Origin of the sequence: Reyranella sp. (genome assembly GCF_965279465.1) — a bacterium.
Classification (GTDB): domain Bacteria; phylum Pseudomonadota; class Alphaproteobacteria; order Reyranellales; family Reyranellaceae; genus Reyranella.
Window position 1 is genome coordinate 6,799,975 of the sequence record NZ_OZ257242.1, and the last position, 13,757, is coordinate 6,813,731.

General features: G+C 68.3%; 15 protein-coding genes. 2 read left to right on the plus strand and 13 right to left on the minus strand.

Annotation, left to right across the window (positions count from 1 at the left end; all coding sequences use genetic code 11):
- Window positions 1-126 precede the first annotated feature (126 nt).
- The 10 genes from ACQY8M_RS33125 to ACQY8M_RS33170 form a co-directional block, all read right to left on the minus strand.
- On the minus strand, window positions 127-1,239 hold the full coding sequence (locus ACQY8M_RS33125; protein ID WP_428665390.1) for an NAD(P)/FAD-dependent oxidoreductase: 1,113 nt from the start codon (window positions 1,237-1,239) through the stop codon (window positions 127-129).
- 130 nt (window positions 1,240-1,369) lie between these two features.
- The gene (locus ACQY8M_RS33130; protein WP_428665393.1) at window positions 1,370-2,776 is read right to left on the minus strand and encodes an FAD-dependent oxidoreductase; all 1,407 of its coding nucleotides are present in this window, start codon (window positions 2,774-2,776) and stop codon (window positions 1,370-1,372) included.
- A 114-nt stretch (window positions 2,777-2,890) separates the two neighbouring features.
- Window positions 2,891-3,184, minus strand: a complete 294-nt coding sequence (locus ACQY8M_RS33135; RefSeq protein WP_428665395.1) for a (2Fe-2S)-binding protein — start codon at window positions 3,182-3,184, stop codon at window positions 2,891-2,893.
- Window positions 3,165-4,289, minus strand: coding sequence for an NAD(P)/FAD-dependent oxidoreductase (locus ACQY8M_RS33140; RefSeq protein WP_428665397.1), 1,125 nt, complete (start codon window positions 4,287-4,289; stop codon window positions 3,165-3,167). Before ACQY8M_RS33140 ends, ACQY8M_RS33135 begins: the two co-directional genes overlap by 20 nt.
- Window positions 4,279-5,085 carry an ABC transporter permease gene (locus ACQY8M_RS33145; protein ID WP_428665399.1) on the minus strand — a complete coding sequence of 269 codons (807 nt, stop codon included), beginning with the start codon at window positions 5,083-5,085 and terminating at the stop codon, window positions 4,279-4,281. The genes ACQY8M_RS33140 and ACQY8M_RS33145 overlap by 11 nt, the downstream gene beginning before the upstream one ends.
- Window positions 5,082-5,933 carry an ABC transporter permease gene (locus ACQY8M_RS33150; protein ID WP_428675564.1) on the minus strand — a complete coding sequence of 284 codons (852 nt, stop codon included), beginning with the start codon at window positions 5,931-5,933 and terminating at the stop codon, window positions 5,082-5,084. Before ACQY8M_RS33150 ends, ACQY8M_RS33145 begins: the two co-directional genes overlap by 4 nt.
- A gap of 118 nt (window positions 5,934-6,051) precedes the next feature.
- On the minus strand, window positions 6,052-6,975 hold the full coding sequence (locus ACQY8M_RS33155) for an ABC transporter ATP-binding protein (RefSeq protein ID WP_428665401.1): 924 nt from the start codon (window positions 6,973-6,975) through the stop codon (window positions 6,052-6,054).
- 3 nt (window positions 6,976-6,978) lie between these two features.
- Window positions 6,979-7,593: a histidine phosphatase family protein gene (locus ACQY8M_RS33160; protein WP_428665404.1), complete on the minus strand. Its 615-nt coding sequence runs from the start codon at window positions 7,591-7,593 to the stop codon at window positions 6,979-6,981.
- A 4-nt stretch (window positions 7,594-7,597) separates the two neighbouring features.
- Window positions 7,598-8,620: an ABC transporter substrate-binding protein gene (locus tag ACQY8M_RS33165; protein ID WP_428665407.1), complete on the minus strand. Its 1,023-nt coding sequence runs from the start codon at window positions 8,618-8,620 to the stop codon at window positions 7,598-7,600.
- Window positions 8,621-8,663: 43 nt separating this feature from the next.
- Window positions 8,664-9,074, minus strand: coding sequence for a cupin domain-containing protein (locus ACQY8M_RS33170; protein ID WP_428665409.1), 411 nt, complete (start codon window positions 9,072-9,074; stop codon window positions 8,664-8,666).
- A gap of 101 nt (window positions 9,075-9,175) precedes the next feature.
- Here ACQY8M_RS33170 and ACQY8M_RS33175 point away from each other — a divergent pair, with 101 nt between their 5' ends.
- Complete coding sequence (locus ACQY8M_RS33175; protein ID WP_428665412.1) at window positions 9,176-10,063, plus strand: LysR substrate-binding domain-containing protein; 888 nt, start codon at window positions 9,176-9,178, stop codon at window positions 10,061-10,063.
- Here ACQY8M_RS33175 and ACQY8M_RS33180 read toward each other — a convergent pair.
- A complete protein-coding gene (locus ACQY8M_RS33180; protein WP_428665415.1) occupies window positions 10,060-10,962 on the minus strand; it encodes an SAM-dependent methyltransferase in 903 nt (300 codons plus the stop codon). The genes ACQY8M_RS33175 and ACQY8M_RS33180 overlap by 4 nt on opposite strands.
- Window positions 10,937-11,941, minus strand: a complete 1,005-nt coding sequence (locus tag ACQY8M_RS33185; RefSeq protein WP_428665418.1) for an adenosine deaminase — start codon at window positions 11,939-11,941, stop codon at window positions 10,937-10,939. Before ACQY8M_RS33185 ends, ACQY8M_RS33180 begins: the two co-directional genes overlap by 26 nt.
- 60 nt (window positions 11,942-12,001) lie before the next feature.
- Here ACQY8M_RS33185 and ACQY8M_RS33190 point away from each other — a divergent pair, with 60 nt between their 5' ends.
- Window positions 12,002-12,406, plus strand: a complete 405-nt coding sequence (locus ACQY8M_RS33190; protein WP_428665420.1) for a DUF6496 domain-containing protein — start codon at window positions 12,002-12,004, stop codon at window positions 12,404-12,406.
- 38 nt (window positions 12,407-12,444) lie between these two features.
- Here ACQY8M_RS33190 and ACQY8M_RS33195 read toward each other — a convergent pair whose 3' ends face one another.
- Window positions 12,445-13,755, minus strand: a complete 1,311-nt coding sequence (locus tag ACQY8M_RS33195; RefSeq protein WP_428665423.1) for a tetratricopeptide repeat protein — start codon at window positions 13,753-13,755, stop codon at window positions 12,445-12,447.
- Window positions 13,756-13,757: the final 2 nt, after the last annotated feature.

A 13,757-nucleotide genomic window follows, 5' to 3' on the forward strand; every position in this document is an offset into this window, starting at 1 on the left:
TGATTGGCGGCAATCGACTGCTGGCGGGCTTGGCCAGGGGAGCCGCCGGCGATGCATCCTTTGCAGAAGGACAGCCCGTGCGATTAGCGCTAAATGCGGTAAAACGCCGTCAGTGCCCACTGCGTTTCACGCCCTGAACCGCCCGATGGCGAGGTCGGCGATCGGCACGTTGGTCGCACCGGTGGCCACCAGCTCGGCGATCACCGCACCTGTGCCCGGCCCGAGCTGGAAGCCGTGGGTCGAGAAGCCGAACTGGTGGAAGACGCCTTCCGACGTGCCGCTCGGGCCGACCACCGGAATGCTGTCGGGCATGTAGGCCTCGATGCCCGCCCAGGCGCGCACGATCGTCGCCTGGCGCATCAGCGGGAACAGCTCCCACACCGTGCGCGCGCTGATCGCCAGCTTGTCCCAGTCGAGCACCGTCTCGTTGCGGTCGCGATGGGGCGTCGCCAGATGGCCGCCGCCGATCACCACGGTGCCGTTGCCGAGCTGCTTGAAGGAGAGCTTGCGGCCCCGCAGGATCACGACCGGCTGGATGAAGGCCGGCAGCCGGCTGGTCACCATCAGCATCGGCGCCACGACGGTGAGCGGCACCGGCTCGCCCAGCATGGCCGCGATCCGATCGGCCCAGGCGCCCGCCGCATTCACCACCTTCGGCGCCTCGATCGGGCCGTCGCTGGTCTCGACCCGCCAGACGCCGCCGACCCGTTCCAGGCCGGTCACCGTGACACCCTCGACCACCTCGGCGCCCTTCTCGATCGCGCGCTTGCGGAAGGCCTGCGTCGTGCGGAACGGATCGGCCGCGCCGTCGCGGCGTGAAACCACGCCGCCGGGACACTCGTCCGAGACCGCGGGCACGAGGCGCCGCAGCTCGGCGCGGTCGATCAGCTCCTCGTGCGTGAAGCCTTTCAGGCGCAGGTCGTCGACCCGGGCGCGGAAGCTGTCGAGCTCCGCGTCGTTCTCCGCGACGAGCACCGTGCCATGGCTCTCGAAGCCGCAATCGTCGCCGACCAGCTCTTCGATCTGCTCCCATAGCGCCATCGAGGAGATCGACAGCGGGATCTCGGCAAGGTCGCGCGCGAGCTGGCGCACGCCGCCGGCATTCACGCCCGAGGCATGGCGGCCGGCATAGTCCTTCTCGACCAGGATCGGCTTCAGCCCGCGCAGGGCCAGATGGAGCGCAGTCGAGCAGCCATGGATGCCGCCGCCGATCACGACGACGTCGGCGGTGCGGGTCATGGCTGGGCGCGCTCATGCTCTTCCGGACCGCGAGCATCTTGCTCGCTCAAGCTCATGAGCGAGCAAGATGCTCGCGGTCCGGAAGAGTATGAAAGAGGCGCCACGGAGTGACGCGGTCCCAGTAGAAGACTCACCTTTCGACCGCCTTGCGCTCGCTGTCGCTGATCGGCAGCGAGGCCAACTCGGCCAGGGTGATCGGCTTCACCGGCGGGCGCAGGCGGTAGTAGCCGACCTCCTCTGGCGTCGACCGACGCTGCTCGGCAATCAGCTCGGTGACCGTGAGCCCGCACAGCCGTCCCTGGCAGGGACCCATGCCGCAGCGCAGGAAGGCTTTCATCTGGTTGGGCCCCTCGCAGCCCAGATCGGCCGTGTCGCGCACCTGCTTCGCGGTCACCTCCTCGCAGCGGCAGACGATCGTATCGCCGACGGGGCGTCGGAATTCCGGTGCGGGCTGGTAGAGCATGTCGAGGAAGGCGCGACCCGCCTCCTCCCGCGACAGCTTCTGCCGTATCGTCTGGACCTGCGGCAGCGCCGCGCCGGGCGTCAGCTCCCGCACCGCCGCGATGGCGGCGATGCGGCCACGCTCTGCTGCCGCGGTGCCGCCGGCGATGCCGGCCCCGTCGCCTGCAACGGCGATTCCGGGAACGGAGGTCGCGAAGTCGGCGTCCACGATCGGCTCGAAGCAGAGCTGGCGGCCGTTCCAGCGATGCGAGACGCCGGCCGCGAGGGCGAGGTTGACGTTGGGCACGACACCCTGATGCAGCAGCAGCAGGTCGGCCTTCATCCGCCGCTCTCCGGCGCCGGTGCCGAACACGACTTCGGCCAGCTTGTCCTTGCCCTCCGCCGCGACGCTGTTGACGCGGATGACCGGCACCTTGGCCTTCACCTCGCGCAGCAGCGTCAGGCCCTTCGACCAGTACGGCGAGAGGGCGAAGTCGGGCAGGTGCATCGCAGCGCGCAGCCAGTTCACCCTCGGCATCGTGTCGAGGATCGCCTCGATCCGGCCCCCGGCGCGCAGCAGCTGTGCCGCGAGCAGCCAGAGCAGCGGACCCGCCCCCGCCATCACGGTCCGACCACTCGGCACCAGCCCCTGCGCCTTCAAGGCAGTCTGGGCCGCCCCCGCCGTCATGACGCCGGGCAGCGTCCAGCCCGCAACGGGGAATGGCCGCTCGAGCGACCCCGTCGCGATAATCACGCGTTTGGCCTTAAGGAGGCGCGCCTGGCCTGCGATCGATACGCCGACTAGCAGCGTCGGATCGAGGCTCCAGACGGTGGCGCCATTGGCGATCGTGGCGCCGCTCGCTTTGACCTCGGCAACGAGCGCAGCGCCCGCCCAGTAATCGTCGCCCAGGATGGCGCGGTTGCTCATCGGGTTCGCCGCGATGCCGCGATAGATCTGGCCTCCGAGGCCTGGATTCTCGTCGAACAGCACCGTCTGCACGCCCGCGCGTGCCGCCAGCGCCGCCGCCGCAAGCCCGGCCGGCCCGCCGCCGATGACGACCAGGTCATAAGTGGGAGAAAGGTCAGCGGCGTTCATCGGCTGCGCCCTCCCCTTCGCTGGGAGCGCGGCTCTCCAGAGCCGCTCTTCCTCCGGCTTGCGACATCCCATGAGCGGCTCTGGAGAACCGCGCTCCCAGCCACTTGACGGAAGTCATCGCCCCGCCTCGCGCTTGCCGAGTTGCGTCTCCACCGTCATTCCCTCGCGCACCGGCACGAGACAGCCCTGCCGGCTGCCGACGCCGTCGATCGTCACCAGGCAATCGAAGCACACGCCCATCAGGCAGTACGGGGCGCGCGCCGCGCCGGTGACCGGCGTGGTCCGGCAATGATCGAGGCCGGCGGCCAGCATCGCGATCGCGACGGTGTCGCCGGTGCGGGCGCGGATCGGCTTGCCGTCAACCGTCAGCGAGACGGCCGTGCCGGTGTCACCCAGCCTCTTGAACATGGAACCTCCGCGCGCTGAAGGGAGCGACCAGCGACGTGTCGAGCGCGCCGCGGGCGATCATCGGCGCCACGGTGAGCGCGTGATTGGCGCACAGCGTCACGCCAGAATGGCAGCACAACACGAACGCGCCGGGATGGCTCTCCGACTCGTCGTAGATCGGAAAGCCGTCCCGGGTCATCACGCGGATCGCGCTCCAGGTGCGCACCACGTTGACGTTGGCGAGCAGCGGGAACTGGCGCACCGCGCGCTCGGCCTCGGTGGCGCTCACGCCAAGGGTGAGCCCCGTCGGATCGGTGCTTTCCTCCTTGGAATCGCCGATCATCACCGTGCCCTCGTCGGTCTGGCGCAGGGTGACGACCGGATAGTTCAGGAACGGCCGCAGCCGCTCGGTGACGACGATCTGGCCGCGCTCGGGCCGCATCGGTGCATCGAGCCCGACCATCGGGGCGAGCTGCATGTTGGCGTTGCCGGCGGCGAGCGCGACCTTGCCGGCGCGGATCTCGCCGTGCGCCGTGGCGAGGCGGAACTCGCCGCCTTCCTTCGTGATGTTCTCGACCCGATGGTTCGGCAGATAGGTGACGCCGCGCGCATTGATCGCGCTGTGCAGGGTGCGGAACAGGCGCAGCGAATTCACGTGGCCGTCGAGCGGGCAATAGCTTGCGCCGACGACCTCGGGGCCGATGTCGGGCAGCATCTTCGCGACCTGGCCGTGATCGAGCATCTCGGTCCGGTAGTCGACGATGCCCGGCTGGTTGTGCAGGCGTTTGAGGTTGGTCGCCCGCGCTTCGAATTCCTTCTCCGACAAGCAGAGATGGAAGCCGCCCGGCCGCTGGAAGGAGACGTCGAGGCCGGTCTCCTGCTTCAGGAGATCGGAGAAGCCGCCCCAGGCATTGGACGAACGGATCGTCCACCCGGCATAGGCGGCGAGGCCGAGGCCTTTGCTCTGCACCCAGACCAGCGCGAAATTGCCGCGCGAGGCACGCACCGCGCGATCGCCTTCGTCGAGCAGGGCGACCCGCAGGCCCTCGCGCGCCAGGCCCCACGAGGTCGCGGCGCCGACCAGCCCGCCACCGACGACGGCCACGTCGTAGTCGTTAGCGGCCATGGCCGGTCCGTCCGACGAGAAGGCGTTCGAGACCGTAGGCGCGATCGAGCGCGATCAGCGCGACGACGGTGACGGCGATCACGCAGGCCGACACGGAAGTGACCAGCGGATCGATATTGTCCTGGATATAGAGGAACATGCGCACCGGCAGGGTTTCGGTTCCGGGTGCCGCGATGAACACCGTCATCGTCACCTCGTCAAATGAATTGATGAAAGCCAGCGCCCAGCCGCTCGCCAGCCCCGGCACGACCAGCGGCAGGGTCACGCGTTTCAGCACCGTCCATTCCGACGCGCCGAGCGAGACGGCGGCATGCTCGAGCGCGCGGTCGAGGCCGATCGCCGAGGCGAGAGTGAGGCGGAGCGCGAAGGGCAGCACGATCACGATGTGCGACAGCACGAGGCCGGTGAAGGTGCCGCCGAGCCCGATCTGGGTGAAGAAGCGCAGGAAGGCGATGCCGAGCACGATGTGCGGGATCATCAGAGGAGACATGAACAGCGCCGTCATCGCCTCGCGGCCGCGGAAACGGTAGCGCGCGATGGCGAGCGCCGCCGGCACCGAGACCGCAACGGCGAAAGCGGAGGAAAGCGCGCCGAGCCACAGGGAGCGCCAGAAGGCGGCGATGAACTCGGGATAGCGCGCGATCGCCTCGAACCAGCGCAGCGACCAGCGGTCGGTCGGGAAGGACAGATACCCTTCCGGCGTGAAGGCGACCCAGCAGACGACGACGATCGGCGCTAGCATGAAGGTCACGAACAGCGCGTGGAAGGCGAGCGCGACCGGACCGTTGCGGCTCATCCGAACACCTGCGCGTAGCGCCGCTCGACGAGGCGGTTGGCGCCGACCACGATCAGCACCAGGGCGAGCAGGAGCAGCACCGCGACCGTGGCGCCGAGCGGCCAGTTGAGCGTGTTCAGGAACTCGTCGTAGGCCAGGGTCGAGGCGACCTTGAGCCGCCGGCCGCCGATGATCGCCGGCGTGGCGAAGGCCGACGCCGCCAGCGCGAACACGATCACCGCGCCGGACAGGATGCCGGGCATCGCCTGCGGCAGCACGATGCGGCGCAGCACGGTGAAAGGTCCCGCGCCCAGCGCGACCGCCGCGTTCTCGATCTGCGGGTCGAGGCGCTGCAGCGCCGCCCACACCGCGAGCACCATGTAGGGCATCAGCACGTGGACCAGCGCCACCACCATGCCGGTCTCGGTGAACATGAAGGGCAGCGGCGCGGAGATCACGCCGAGCGACATCAGCGCCTTGTTGACCAGGCCGGAACTGCCGCCGAACAGCAGCGCCCAGCCCAGCGTGCGCGCGACGACCGAGATCAGCAGCGGCCCCAGGATCACCAGCAGGAACAGGCCGCGCCACGGGCTCTTCATGCGGTTCAGGATGTAGGCCTCCGGCGCGCCGAACAGGGCGGCGAGAACGGTGACGATCAGCGCGATGCGGAAGGTCCGCCAGAACATCTCGCCGAAATACGGATCGCCGAAGACTTCCGCCCAATTCTTGAGGATGAAGACCGGCTCGATGCCCTTGTATTGGCCCCAGTCGTGGAAGGTGAGAATCACCGTCATCGCAAGCGGAATGACGACCACGCCCGCGAACAGTAGCAGCGCGGGGAGGCTGAGGAGATAGGGCGTGCGGCTCATGACGACCACGTGATCAGGCCCCTCCGCTCCGCTGCGCTCCGGTCAGGGTGACGGACAAAGCCCGTCATCCCGAGCGAAGCCGAGCAGAGCGAGGCGCAGTCGACGGACCTCGTCAGCATCAGGCCGCGGCCCACGCCAGATGCACCGCCGCGCCCTCGTCCGGCATCCTCTCGCCGGTGTTCTGGCGGATGACGGTGACCAGCCCATCGGCGGTGTCGACCTGATAGAGCCAGTGGTTGCCCTGGAAGATGCGCGTCTTGACCGTACCGGCGAGGCCTGAGGTCGCGAAGGAGATGCGCTCGGGCCGCACGGTCGTTCCCTTCACAAGGTTGGTCTTGCCCAGGAAGCCCGCGACGAAGGGCGTCGCCGGCCGCTCGTAGGCCTCGTGCGGCGGGCCGATCTGCTCGGCGCGGCCTTGGTTCATCACGACGATGCGATCGGACAGCGCCATCGCCTCGCCCTGGTCGTGGGTCACCAGGATGGTGGTCGTGCCGACGCTGCGCTGGATCTGGCGCAGCTCGATCTGCATCTCCTCGCGCAGCTTGGCGTCGAGGTTGGACAAGGGCTCGTCGAGCAGCAGGATCTGCGGCCGGATCACCAGCGCGCGAGCCAGCGCCACCCGCTGCTGCTGGCCGCCCGAGAGCTGGCGGGGAAATCGGCCCGCGAAGGTCGCGAGGCCGACCAGCGCCAGCGTCTCAGCGACTCTCTTCGTGCGCTCGGCCGTCGCGACGCCCTGCATCTCGAGCCCGAACGAGACGTTCTCCGCCACCGTCATGTGCGGAAACAGCGCGTAGCTCTGGAACACGATGCCGAGGCCGCGCCTGGCCGGTTTCACCGCCAGCAGGTCGCGGCCGGCGAGCCGGATCTCGCCGCCGCTCGGCTCGACGAAGCCGGCGATCATCTGCAAGGTCGTCGTCTTGCCACAGCCCGAGGGGCCCAACAGGGAGACAAACTCGCCCTTCTCGACCTCGAGCGACAAGCAGTCGACCGCAACATGGCTGCCGAAATGCTTGGTGAGCTTGTCCAGCGCGAGAAAGGCCATGCCTCAGCCGGCGATGCGATGGACCGCGCCGCCGTGCAGGCGAAAGAACGCGTCCTGCGGCTGGTCCATCGCCAGGATTTCGGTTTGCGGCGCGCGCAGGAACAGGCCGCGCATCACCCGGCCGATCGCGCCATGAGCGAACACGGCCACCGGCTTTCCGGCAGCGAGCGCCACGATGTCGTCGAGCGCGGGCTGCGCCCGCTCGACCACCATGCCGTAATTCTCGCCGTTGGGCGGGCAGTAGTTCCACCTGTCCAGCAGGCGCACGGCCATCTGGTTCGGGAAGCGCGCTTCGATCTCAGGCCCGTTCAGCCCATCCCAGTCGCCCCAGCTATACTCGCGCAGGCGAGAGTCGAAACACGACTCGTCATGGGCGATGCCTGACGTCTCCGCCGCCAGCGCCAGCGTCTCACGCACCCGACCGAGCGGGCTGGCACGGACGATGACGTCGCCTGCCCTGTAGCCCGACTGGGCAAGCTCCTGCACCAGCATGCGCCCCATGGCCCGCGCTTGAGCGCGACCCGTTTCGGTCAGCGGCGAGTCGAGATGGCCCTGCGCCCGCTTCTCGGCGTTCCAGACGGTTTCGCCATGGCGGAAGAGATAGATCGGATGATGCACCGGTTCAGCGCTCCACCTCGCGGTTCCAGCGCTTGGTCCACTCGTCGCGCTTGGCATTGATGGCGTCCCAGTCCGGGGCGATCACCAGCTTGGCGCGCTCGCCGACCGGCGCCATCCTGAGCTCCGGCATTGTGACGTCGACCTTGGTGTTGACCGGGCCGTTGCCCATCTCCTTGGCCATGCCGGTCTGGACCGGCGCAGAGACCAAAGTCTTGATCATCTCGTGCGCCAGCGGATTGACCGACGGCTTGGCGACCGGGCAGGCCGAGGCGAGCAGGATCGGCGCGCCTTCCTTGGGATAGATGAAGTCGACCGGGAAGCCGGTGTTGGCGAAGGCCTGGACACGGCCGGTGCCCCATACCGCGATCGTGCCCTGTCCCGACTGGAACAGCTCGGTCATCTTGCCGGGCGACGGCTCGTAGACCAGCACGTTCGGATTGATCTGCTCCTTCATCACCTTGAAGCCGGGATCGATGTTCTTCTCGCCACCGCCGTTCATGCGCGCGTACATCATCAGCGTGTAGAGGCCATAGGTGTTGTTGATCGGCGGGATGACGAGCTGCTTCTTGAACTTGGGATCCTTGAGATCGTCCCACGACGACGGGGTCGCCCAGCCCCTCTCCTTGAAGACTTTGGTGTTGATCATGAAGCCGGTGCCGGTCTGGCCGACCGCGACCGCCTTGTCGTCCTTGAACAGCGCGGCCGGATAGAGCTCGCTCTTGTCCAGGCCCTGGATGGGGTTGCAGAAGCCGAGCTGGATGGCCTGGTACATCACGCCGTCGTCCATGATGGCGACGTCGATCACCTGGTTGCCCTTCTGGGCCTGCAGCTTGGCGAGCGTGTCGGTCGAGTTGCCGGCGACATAGTCGATCTTGACGTTGTGCTTTTTCTCGAACTCGGGGAACACCCTTTCCCTCAAGTGCGAATCCCAGACGCCGCCATAGGCCGCGACCGTGAGCTTGGACTGCGCCAACGCCGGTCCCGCCAGCAACACAATCGACGCGGCAACTCCAATCGATTTCAGCATGACCTTCTCCCGACTATGGCCGGGAGAAGGTTAGCATCGCTGATCAGCCGAAGGACACGCCGTATTGCCCGGCAATGGCGACAATCTCCCCGGGCTCCAATGGACGTCCCGTTTCACGTCCGGCGCGGTCGAAATGGCGGAACATCTCGGCTGCCTGGACGCCCGGCGTCGCGGCAACGACGAGGCGGACGGTACGGTCGGTGTCGTTGCGGAAGCCGTGGAGACTGCCGCGCACGAAGGTGGCAGCGGTGCCGGGACCGGCTTTCGCCTCCCCGGCCTCGCCGATCAAGGTCAGCTCGCCATCGACGACGAAGAGCAGCTCGTCGTCGCCATCATGCCGGTGCGGCGGCACGAAATAGCCCGGCGGCACGGGATGGTCGGCGAGGAACATCGCGACATCGCCTGCACTCTTCACGATCATGGGCGCGCCCAGGACATCCAACGTCTCGTTCACAGGCTCCTCCTTGGTTGAGCGGTTCGGTTCTACGAGGCCGCCCGCCCCCTGCGCAGACGCGCATTCTGGACAGATCGTTCGCGCTGGCGAACAATCGCCGGATGGACGCCTTTGCCGGAATGGAAGCCTTTGCCGCGGTGGTCGAACGCGGCAGCTTCACCGCCGCGGCGGCTTCGCTGCAGACCGCAAAATCGTCGATCAGCGAGACCGTGCGCGCCCTCGAAGAGCGCTTGGGCGTGCGCCTGCTCGACCGAACGACACGCCGCGTGCGGCTGACGGAGGCAGGCACGGCGTTTTATCGCCAGTGCCGACGGCTGCTGGATGGCGCGGCCGCCGCACGCGCCGAGATGCAGGCGGCACAGAAGACACCCGCCGGCCGACTGCGGCTCGCCACGCCGGACGCCTTCGCGCAACGATACATCGTCCCAGGGCTTCCAGCTTTCCTCAGCGCGCACCCGAGGGTGGAGATCGAGCTCGTCGAGGGAACCGCCGCGGCCAGGCTCGTCGACGAGGGCATCGATCTTGCCATCCGGATCGTCGCGAAGCCCGAGCCGACCCTGGTCGTGCGCCGGATCGCGACGTCGCAGGTCGTCATCGTCGCGTCGCCGGGCTATCTCGCCCAGCATGGCGCGCCGACAACGCCACGCGACGTGCTGGGCCATCGCCTGATCGGTTTCACGCCTCTGCCGTGGCGCGACACATGGAGTCTGGGAAACGAGACAATCGCCGTGAACCCCGGGTTGCTCACCAGCAGCGGCGAGTCGCTGCGGGCGGCAGCGCTGGCGGGGCTTGGCCTCGCTCCGGTGCCGGAGTGGCTGGTCGCCGACGCCCTCGTGGCGGGGCAGCTGACCCGCGTGCTGACGGGACACGAGCCGCCGGCCGGGGGGATCTACGCGGTCTATCCCGGCAACCGCCTGCTCACGCCCACGGTCCGCGCCTTCGTCGACCACCTCGCCCGCGACCTGCGCGCCCGAGGCCTGCCGCGCTAAGTCAGCAGGAACGTCAGCTCGTGCTTGTTGTGGTGCAGGTGCAGGACGTGCGCGCCTGGCATCGCCGCGAATGCTGCCGCCGTGTCATGGTCCGTCTCACCCTGGAACTTGATGGTGCAGACGAAATTCTTCACCAGGCCCGACGCTTGCCAGCGCTCGACCAGTCGCAGCAGCCGGGCCGGATAGCAGACGATGTCGGAGAACAGCCAGTCGACCGGACCGACGCTTGCGGGGTCCAGGGCGAATGCACTCTCGCCGCGCCAGTCCACCCCCGGCATCGCGGCGATCCGCGGATCGAGCGGCGCCTTGTCGATCGCGACGACGCTGGCGCCGAGCTTCGCCAGCACCCACGTCCAGCCTCCCGGCGAGGCGCCGAGGTCGAGGCAGCGTTCGCCCGGCTGCGGCCAGCGGCGCAGCCGCACCAGCGCTTCCCAGAGCTTCAGATAGGCGCGGCTCGGCGGCCCAGCCTTGTCTTCGACGAACGCGACCTCGCCATTGGGAAAGGGTGCGCTGCACTGCGCCGCCGCCAGCAGCCGATCCGGCGCGAGCAGGGTCCAGGAGCCGAGCGGCGCGGTCGGTGCCGCGGCCGGAAACACGACCGGCTTGGCCGAGACGTGCGGCAGCCGCTCCTGGATCAGCGCGGCGCGGCGATGATGCAACGGCGCATACATCGCCCAATTGCGCTGGATGTCGCGCAACCCCTTGGCCGCCGTCCCGATCGAGGCGACCGGCCACTCCACGCAGTCGTGCCAGATGTTCGCCGCCCACGCGGCCTCGATCGCGGGACCGTCGGCGATGACCAGGCGGCCATGCTCGCCGCTTACCGCAACGCCGGCGCGGTGCAGTTCCTCGCGAAGCTGCGGCTCGAGGCCGTCAGCGGCGAGATAGGCAGTAGGCATCGAGTTCGGCGATGTAACGCTGCCTGGTTGCCTCGTCGCAGAAGGCGGCGCGGAAGCCGTTGCCGGCCAGCGTGACGATCTCGGCGCGGCTGAACCCGACCGCCGACAGGTTCTCGTTCATGTAGCCGCCGAAATAGGCGGGATCGTCGGAGTTGATCGTCGCCATCAGCCCGTCCTGCAGCATCCGGCGCAGCGGATGCTCTCTGATGTTTGACACCACGCAGAGCCTGACGTTCGACAGCGGGCAGACTGTGAGCGGCATCTGGTCACGCACCAGCCGCGCCGTCAGATCCGCGTCCTCGAGCGAGCGGACACCGTGGTCGATGCGATCGACCTTCAACAGATCGAGCGCCTGCCAGACATACTCCGGGGGCCCCTCCTCGCCGGCATGGGCGACGGCCTTCAGGCCGAGGCCCCGCGCGCGGGCGAAGACGCGCTCGAACTTGGACGGCGGCTGGCCCTTCTCCGACGAATCGAGCCCGACGCCGATGAAGCGGTCACGCCACGGCAAGGCCTCGTCGAGCGTGCGTTCGGCACTCGCCTCGTCGAGGTGGCGCAGGAAGCAGAGGATCAGCGCCGTCGTCATACCGAACGCGCGCTCGGCATCCTTCAACGCCCGCCACAGGCCGTCGATCACCGTCTTGAACGGCACGCCACGGTCGGTGTGGCCCTGCGGGTCGAAGAAGATCTCAGCGTGGCGCACGTTCTGCGACGCCGCCTTCTTCAGGTAGGCCATCGCGAGGTCGTAGAAGTCCTGCTCGCGCAGCAGCACGCGCATGCCTTCGTAGTAGAGATCGAGGAAGTCCTGCAGGTTCGAGAATCTGTAGGCAGCGCGCAGCTCCTCGATCGAGCCGAAGCGCAGCGCGACCTTGTTGCGGGCCGCGAGCGTCATCATCAGCTCGGGCTCGAGGCTTCCTTCGATATGGATGTGCAACTCGGCCTTCGGCAGGCCGGCGATGAAGGCGGCGGGATCTTCCATGGCGGCAACCTACACGACGGGGAGACGTTCGCAGAAAGAGGATTTCACAAGGAGACTGTCATGGCCGCAAAGACTTCGCCGTCCCAGCGCAAGACGATGGGTCGGGTAATGCACGAATATGCGCACGGCGAGCTGAAGAGCGGCCCGAAGGGCAAGGCCGGAAAGGTCAAGAGCCGGCGACAGGCCGTTGCCATCGCGCTCAAGGAAGCGGGCGCCTCGAAGAAGGAGAGCAAGACGGAGAACAAGCGCAATCTGAGCAAAAGCAAGCGCAAGGAAGCCACCGGCAAGACCGCGCAGCAGGAGCGTGAGGGTAAGAGCCGCGTCGGCGCGCGCGGCAAGCGCGAGAGCACGAAGGCGATGGGCAGGAAGAACGCGAAGGCGACGACGCGGCGCACCCCAAAGCAGCGCGCCGCCGCCAAGCGCAACATCAAGAAGGCCCAGACCGCCCGCCGCCGCGCAGCCTGAAGCGGCATTCCTCCCTATGCGAAGCGCGGAGAGGACTATCAGCTGCCGCGCAATCCCCTCGCCCGCTCGAACATCGACCGGGCGTGCAGGCTGTCGGGCTTCACCGCACGACGCTCGGCGGTGATCGCGCGGGCGAGCGCCGGATCGGGCAACCTGAGGGCCGCTTCCAGGACAGTCAGGTCGAGCAGGTCGCGCTGTGCGTGGCTGCCGCCAAAGCGATTGGCGATGGGAATAACCGGCTGGATGGCGGCTATGCAGCCTGCATAGTCGCCCTCGCCGAACGCCTTCAGCCCGAGCACGACCGGCCGGCCGACCTCCCGGGTGAAGCGCGCGTTGTCGCCCGCGCTCGCCATCGCCCGATCCTGGGCGTCCATGACCTCAGCGATCCGCTCGGGACGGCTCGCGCCGACGAAGGCCATGACTGCATGCGCATCGTTGAAAGCATAGTTGCCTGCCGACGCGAAGGGTTGCCAGTTGTCGGCCACGGCCGTCCAACGATCGCCCACGGCCTCGCCTCGCAGGTGCAAGCGCCATAGCAGCGCCGCCGCATCGAGCAGGTCCATTGCGACGCCGGACCGGGCCCCGAAGATCGGGCCGTCGAACAGCCGCAGCACCTCGCCCGTCTCCCCTCGGTCGAGATGGTAGAGAGCGAGATGCCACCAATTATGGACGGCGAAGAAGCTGTCGCAGCTCCAAGCATCGGCATTGTCGCGCATCCAGGCAATCCCGTCGCCGGTGCGGCCCTGCATCTCGAGTACATGGGCTACCGCATGCTGTCCCCAGCCGTCGCGCGGCTCGAGCTCGACGGCGCGGCGGCCGGCGATCTCGGCGGAACCATAATCGCCCATTTCCTCCAGGCCAAAGGCATGCATGCCCAGGAGCGCGTGATAGCCGGGCATGTCCGCCGACCAGTCGGCCAGCGCCCGGGCGATGCGATCACGCAGGAGCCGGGCATTGCCGGTGAAGAAGTCGATCTGGTGACCCGCCTGCAGCGCCAGCAGGTCGTGCGGATGGTCGGTGCTGACCCGCAGGATCGCCCGGCTGGCGTCGTGCCAGCGTCCTTCGGCCAGATGCCCGACCGCCGCGAGGTGCCCCTTCTCCTGCGCGGTCCGGCAATGCGGCGCGGCAGTGGCGTGAGCGGCGCGCGCGGCGTCGATGCCCGCCGGCTCGGTGCCGAGCAAATTCAGCCACGCCTTCAGCAGATGGGCCATGGCGAAGCCGGGGCTGTCGGCCAGCGCGGCGTCGGCAGCGGCCAACGGATCGCCGCTATAGAGGCGGAACAGGCCGAGTGCGCGCTCGTAGTGCTCGCGTGCGTCGGCGGAGGCGCCGCTCAGGGCCGGCTTGTTCATCG

Excerpts from the sequence above, each read along its gene's own strand:
- ACQY8M_RS33135 (WP_428665395.1), bottom strand. The coding sequence starts at position 3,184 with ATGTTCAAGAGGCTGGGTGACACCGGCACGGCCGTCTCGCTGACGGTT.
- ACQY8M_RS33185 (WP_428665418.1), bottom strand. The coding sequence starts at position 11,941 with ATGGAAGATCCCGCCGCCTTCATCGCCGGCCTGCCGAAGGCCGAGTTG.
- ACQY8M_RS33130 (WP_428665393.1), bottom strand. The coding sequence starts at position 2,776 with ATGAACGCCGCTGACCTTTCTCCCACTTATGACCTGGTCGTCATCGGC.
- ACQY8M_RS33150 (WP_428675564.1), bottom strand. The coding sequence starts at position 5,933 with ATGAGCCGCACGCCCTATCTCCTCAGCCTCCCCGCGCTGCTACTGTTC.
- ACQY8M_RS33180 (WP_428665415.1), bottom strand. The coding sequence starts at position 10,962 with ATGCCTACTGCCTATCTCGCCGCTGACGGCCTCGAGCCGCAGCTTCGC.
- ACQY8M_RS33155 (WP_428665401.1), bottom strand. The coding sequence starts at position 6,975 with ATGGCCTTTCTCGCGCTGGACAAGCTCACCAAGCATTTCGGCAGCCAT.
- ACQY8M_RS33165 (WP_428665407.1), bottom strand. The coding sequence starts at position 8,620 with ATGCTGAAATCGATTGGAGTTGCCGCGTCGATTGTGTTGCTGGCGGGA.
- ACQY8M_RS33125 (WP_428665390.1), bottom strand. The coding sequence starts at position 1,239 with ATGACCCGCACCGCCGACGTCGTCGTGATCGGCGGCGGCATCCATGGC.
- ACQY8M_RS33195 (WP_428665423.1), bottom strand. The coding sequence starts at position 13,755 with ATGAACAAGCCGGCCCTGAGCGGCGCCTCCGCCGACGCACGCGAGCAC.
- ACQY8M_RS33140 (WP_428665397.1), bottom strand. The coding sequence starts at position 4,289 with ATGGCCGCTAACGACTACGACGTGGCCGTCGTCGGTGGCGGGCTGGTC.
- ACQY8M_RS33175 (WP_428665412.1), top strand. The coding sequence starts at position 9,176 with ATGGACGCCTTTGCCGGAATGGAAGCCTTTGCCGCGGTGGTCGAACGC.
- ACQY8M_RS33190 (WP_428665420.1), top strand. The coding sequence starts at position 12,002 with ATGGCCGCAAAGACTTCGCCGTCCCAGCGCAAGACGATGGGTCGGGTA.
- ACQY8M_RS33145 (WP_428665399.1), bottom strand. The coding sequence starts at position 5,085 with ATGAGCCGCAACGGTCCGGTCGCGCTCGCCTTCCACGCGCTGTTCGTG.